Source organism: Streptomyces sp. NPDC006265 (assembly GCF_040613555.1).
Classification (GTDB): Bacteria; Actinomycetota; Actinomycetes; order Streptomycetales; family Streptomycetaceae; genus Streptomyces.
The window spans coordinates 1-5198 of sequence record NZ_JBEXSH010000657.1 but is presented as its reverse complement, the minus strand read 5'-3'; the positions used below and the strand labels follow the sequence as shown (position 1 = coordinate 5198).

Genomic DNA, 5198 nt, shown 5'->3' with positions numbered 1-5198 from the left:
GATGCGGAAGGTGTCCGGGCCGTCGGTGGCGGTGACTCTGAAGGCGTAGCCGCTCTTGCCACCGACCGTGCCGGTGCCTTGGTAGGCGGCCCGCCCGGCGCCAACTACGAGGCCTTGCGCTCCTCTTCGCGCACCCGGTCCGCGACCTGCTGAGGCATCGGTTCGTGCCGCGCGTACCGGCGGCTGAACCCCGCCGTGCCGTGCGACATCGACCGCAGATCGATGGCGTACCGGCCGATCTCGATCTCCGGTACCTCGGCCCGGATCAGGGTGCGCCCGCCTGGGGTCTGCTCGGTGCCGAGCACCCGGCCGCGCCGCCCCGACAGGTCGCTCATCACGGCGCCCACGAAGTCGTCGCCGACCAGCACCGACACCTCGGCCACCGGCTCCAGCAGATGGATCCTCGCGTCGGCCGCGGCCTCCCGCAGTGCGAGCGCGCCCGCGGTCTGGAAGGCGGCGTCGGAGGAGTCCACCGAGTGCGCCTTGCCGTCCAGGAGGGTCACCCGTACGTCGATGAGCGGGTACCCGGCCGCGACTCCCCGGGCCGCCTGGGCGCGTACGCCCTTCTCCACCGACGGGATGAACTGCCGGGGCACCGCGCCGCCCACGACCTTGTCGACGAACTCGATGCCGGACCCTCCGGGCAGCGGCTCGACCTCGATCTCGCAGATCGCGAACTGCCCGTGCCCGCCGGACTGCTTGACGTGCCGGCCCCGGCCCGCCGACTTGGTGGCGAACGTCTCGCGCAGGGACACCCGGTGGGGGACGACGTCGACCTGGACGCCGTACCGGCTGCGCAGCCGCTCCAGGGCGACGTCGGCGTGCGCCTCGCCCAGGCACCACAGGACCACCTGGTGGGTGTCCTGGTTCTGCTCGAGCCGCATCGTCGGGTCCTCGGCGACCAGCCGGGCCAGGCCCTGGGACAGCTTGTCCTCGTCCGGTTTGCTGTGCGCCTGGATGGCCAGCGGCAGCAGCGGGTCGGGCATCCGCCACGGCTCCATCAGCAGCGGGTCGTCCTTGGCGGACAGGGTGTCGCCGGTCTCCGCGCGGCCCAGCTTCGCCACGCAGGCCAGGTCGCCCGCGATCACGTGCGGCACCGGGCGCTGCTGTTTGCCGAACGGGGTGGACAGGGCGCCGATCCGCTCGTCGACGTCGTGGTCCTCGTGTCCGCGGTCGGCCAGCCCGTGCCCGGAGACGTGGACCGTCTGGTCGGCGCGCAGGGTGCCGGAGAACAGGCGGATCAGCGACAGCCGGCCCACGTAGGGGTCCGAGGAGGTCTTCACGACCTCCGCGACCAGCGGGGCGTCCGGGTCGCACGGCTTGAGCTCGCGCGGCTTGCCGTCGATGGTCGTGACCCGCACCGTCTCGTGCTCCAGCGGCGTCGGGAAGCCCCGCGTGATCAGCTCCAGCAGCTCCAGGGTGCCGAGCCCCTGCCGGGCGCCCTCACCCGCGGGAGCGGCGGCCAGGACGGGGAAGAAGGCCCCGCGCGCGACGGCCCGCTCCAGGTCCTCGATGAGCGTCTTGACGTCGACGGGCTCCCCGCCGAGGTAGCGGTCCATGAGGGTCTCGTCCTCGCTCTCCGAGATGATCCCCTCGATGAGCCGGTTGCGGGCCTCCTCGATCAGCGGCAGCTGGTCCTCGCCCGGCTCGGACTCCTTGCGCTCGCCGGTCGAGTAGTCGAACAGCTTCTGCGACAGCAGCCCGATCAGCCCGGTCACGGGCGCGTGCCCGTCGGGCGCCTGGGGACCGTGCAGCGGCAGGTAGAGCGGCAGGACGGCGTCGGGGTCGTCCGCTCGCCCCCGGCGGCTGCGTCCTGATGGAGACGAGCGGGCACCAGGTCCCGACCGCCGTCGACGCCCTCGAACGCAACGGTCTGGCGACACGGCTGGCCGTGTCGGAGGAGCTGTACGCCCACGTGGTGATCGGCGTCAGGCCGTAGGTCGTGGCCGCGAAGTCCCGCCTGCCCCGCGACGCCTGGCACGCTCCCCCGAGCTCTCGACTCCGCTCGAGCAGGGGGTACCCGCACTCGCCGTACCGGACGAGGCCCCGAGTACGTCCGGTACGAGGGACTTTGCCCGGCACGCCGAGAGCACGCATCGGACGCCGCGGGGCCCGCCCTCCGGGCGAACGACGGGACTTCGCGGACCCGACCCGGCCAGGCCCCGAGGCCCTCACTCCGGTGCGGTCGCCCGCGCGATGAGCAGGGCCACGTCGTCGAAGTTGTCCGGCTCGTGCAGCGTGCGCAGCAACAGGTCGCAGACGTCCTCCAGCGGCCGGTCGGGCCCCTCGAGCAGTGACAGCAGCGTGTCGAGCCGTTCGTCGAGGGGGTCGCGCCGGGTCTCGACCAGACCGTCGGTGTAGAACACCAGCCGGTCGCCGGGCTCGAGGTCGACGGTGGTCGTCGAGAAGGCGACACCGCCCACGCCGAGCGGCACCCCGGTGGGCAGGTCGAGCAGCTCCGGCGCTCGGCCGGGCCGGACCCGCACCGGCGGAAGGTGCCCTGCGTTGGCGATCCGGCACTGCCGCAGATGCGGGTCGTGAACGGCGTAGACGCAGGTGGCGATGGTCTGCTCGAGCCCCGCGGTGATCTTGTCGAGGTGCTCCAGGAGCACATGCGGATCGAGGTCGAGGGAGGCGAGGGTGTTGGTCGCCGTCCGCAGCCGCCCCATGGCCGCCGCCGCGGGAATGCCGCTGCCCATCACATCGCCCACGACGAGCGCCGTCTTGCCGCCGTCCAGCGGGATCACGTCGAACCAGTCACCGCCGACCTCGCTCGTGGCCCCGGCCGGCTGGTAGCGGGAGGCGACCTCCAGCCCGCCCGTCACCGGCGGATGGCTGGGCAGCAGGCTGCGCTGGAGGGTGAGCGCGGTCTCGCGGGCGCTCTGGTACCAGCGGGCGTTGTCGATCTGTACGGCGGCCCGGGCGGCCAGCTCGCGCGCCAGCAGCAGGTCGTCCTCGCTGAACGGCAGCGGGTTGCGGGTGCGCTTGAGGTCCAGAGCTCCCAGCACCTCGCCCCGCGCGATCAGCGGCACCGCCAGATACGAGTGCACCCCGGCCCGCCCCAGCAGCTCGGCCGCCTCGGAGGAACGGGCGATGCGGTCCAGGTCCTCGTCCTTGACCTCCGGCAGCATCACGGGGCTGGCGGTGCGCACGCACTGGGTGACGAGCCGGTCGGGGGCGTACCGGGCGACCTGCCCGGGAGAGTCGGCCGCCTCCAGGGCCTCGGCTGAGTCGTACCCCTGCACCGCCAGCGCGCGGATCACGGCCGACTCGGCGGGGCCCAGGCTGGTGCGGCGGCCCTGCACCACCGCGTCCAGCAGGTCGACGGCAGCGATGTCGGCGAGCTCCGGCACGGCCACCTCGGCCAGCTCACGGGCCGTGCGGTCCAGGTCCAGCGTGGTGCCGATCCGGCCCGAGGCATCGGCGATCAGGGCCAGCCGCCGCCGCGCGGCCTCGGCCTCGATGCCGGCCCGGTACTGCTCGGTGACGTCGACGATCGAGACGGCCACGCCCAGCACGGTTCCGAAGGCGTTCTCCAGCCGGTACAGCGAGACCGACCAGGCGTGGTCCTGGTGCGGGTCGGCCCGGGTGCGGCCGATCGTGGACTGGTCGACGACCGGTGTGCCCGTCTCCAGCACCCGGCGCGTGGCGGTCTCCAGGGCGTCGACGTCCATCCGCGGCACCACATCGCGGACCGTGCGACCCAGGTGCTCCTCGGCGGGGACGCCGTGCATCTCCTCCAGCGCCTTGTTGACGGAGACGTACCGCAGTTCGGTGTCCAGCACGGCCAACCCGGTCGGGGACTGGGCGATCATCTGCGTCGACAGCGCCACCTCCCGCTCCAGCCGGTGCACGGTCGTCTGGTCGGCGCACAGCCCCAGCGCGTAGACGTCGCCCTGGTCGTCCAGCAGCCGCATGTTGCGGAACTCCACCAGCCGGGTGCCGCCGTCCTTGCGGCGGATCGGGAAGGCCCCGGCCCAGCTCTGCCCGGTGCCCATGACGTCGGCGAACAGCTTGACCACGAGGTCGACATGCTGCTCGTGGACCATGATGCGGGCGGCGTACTGCCCGAGCGCCTCCTGCGCCGCGTACCCGAACAGCTCCTCCGCCTGCGGGCTCCACAGCACGATGCGGCCCTCGGCGTCCAGGACCACCGAGGCCACGCGCAGCACGTCGAGCAGACCGCTCGGGCGCTCCGACCCGCGCACCGGACCGTCGCCCTCGGACTCGGGAGCCCCGGCTGCACTCATCCCACGCCCCGCCTTCGCCGTCCTCGCGGCACGCCGTCGTGTGCCGACACCCCATGTTCTACCGCGCGGAGCCGATTCCCGAAGGCCCCTTCCGTCACCTTCCACCATCTCCCACCACGGCGTGGGCCGCCCCGCAAAACCGCCACCGGGAGAAGGGCGCCGCCGGTAGTGCTCGCCGGAAGGTGGTGCTTTGCTGGGGTAGGGGCGGATACGGCGTCCGGTGGCCTCGAGAGGAGCGATCACGATGGCGATGAACCACGAGCGACCGCACCCCCACTCCGTCTCGGTGGAGATCAGCGGGTGCAGCAAGCACGACGCCCGGATCGTGTTCGACGCACTGTGCTCCTGCTTCGAGTCCGACCGGTGTGCCGACGACGTGCCCGAGGAACTGCACGAGACCCGCCCGACCGTATGGCTCGGCACCTTCGACGTCGCCGACGAGCACGAGGGCTCGCGACCGGCGCACCTGGCGTCCTCCGTCGACGCCGACCTGAACGGCGGCTACTGGGCGATCGAAAGGTTCCGCACGACCCTGGACGCGCTGTTCGACGTGCACGACGTGAGCACCGTCTCCGGTGACCAGGAGAAGGAACTGCACGTGCGGCTGCAGAGCCGGTGAGCGCTCCTCACCCCGTCAGCAGGCCCAGGACGGCACGTCGGTAGACGGCGTGCACCAAGGGCAGGTCCGCCGGGTGCACCCGTTCGTCCACACCGTGCAGCCCCTCGTACGGCAGACCGAAGCCGGCCGTGGCCGGGATGCCTTCGGCGGCCAGCCGATTGCCGATGTTCGACGGGCCCACCGTCTTGGCCCGCACCGTGAGGCCCTGCCCGGCCGCGGCGCCCAGCAGCGCGGCGGGGTGCATGGCGATTCCGCGCGGCAGGGCGTCCAGCCCTTCGGCGAGCTCCCACAGCGGCCCGAACTGCTGCGCCTCAGCAGCGAGTTGCCGT

At 72.7% G+C, this 5198-nt stretch carries 2 protein-coding genes and 3 pseudogenes; 2 read left to right on the top strand and 3 right to left on the bottom strand.

All coding sequences use genetic code 11. From position 1 onward, the window contains the following. Positions 1–104: 104 nt before the first annotated feature. Positions 105–1793: pseudogene (locus tag ABZ281_RS36700) on the bottom strand (elongation factor G-like protein EF-G2); the annotation flags it as partial. On the opposite strand from ABZ281_RS36700, the pseudogene ABZ281_RS36695 reads away from it, so the two are divergent. Next, positions 1793–1939: pseudogene (locus ABZ281_RS36695) on the top strand (putative protein N(5)-glutamine methyltransferase); the annotation flags it as partial. The pseudogenes ABZ281_RS36700 and ABZ281_RS36695 sit on opposite strands and share 1 nt — an antisense overlap. A 232-nt stretch (positions 1940–2171) precedes the next feature. Here ABZ281_RS36695 and ABZ281_RS36690 read toward each other — a convergent pair. Continuing rightward, on the bottom strand, positions 2172–4250 hold the full coding sequence (locus ABZ281_RS36690; protein ID WP_356662375.1) for a SpoIIE family protein phosphatase: 2079 nt from the start codon (positions 4248–4250) through the stop codon (positions 2172–2174). A 250-nt stretch (positions 4251–4500) separates the two neighbouring features. On the opposite strand from ABZ281_RS36690, the gene ABZ281_RS36685 reads away from it, so the two are divergent. Continuing rightward, positions 4501–4869 carry a hypothetical protein gene (locus ABZ281_RS36685; RefSeq protein WP_356662376.1) on the top strand — a complete coding sequence of 123 codons (369 nt, stop codon included), beginning with the start codon at positions 4501–4503 and terminating at the stop codon, positions 4867–4869. Between the two features lie 7 nt (positions 4870–4876). On the opposite strand, the pseudogene ABZ281_RS36680 reads toward ABZ281_RS36685, so the two are convergent. Then, a pseudogene (locus tag ABZ281_RS36680) lies at positions 4877–5198 on the bottom strand (hypothetical protein); the annotation flags it as partial.

Bases quoted from the DNA above. Each gene is read 5' to 3' on its own strand.
- ABZ281_RS36690 (WP_356662375.1), bottom strand. From the start codon at position 4,250: ATGAGTGCAGCCGGGGCTCCCGAGTCCGAGGGCGACGGTCCGGTGCGC.
- ABZ281_RS36685 (WP_356662376.1), top strand. From the start codon at position 4,501: ATGAACCACGAGCGACCGCACCCCCACTCCGTCTCGGTGGAGATCAGC.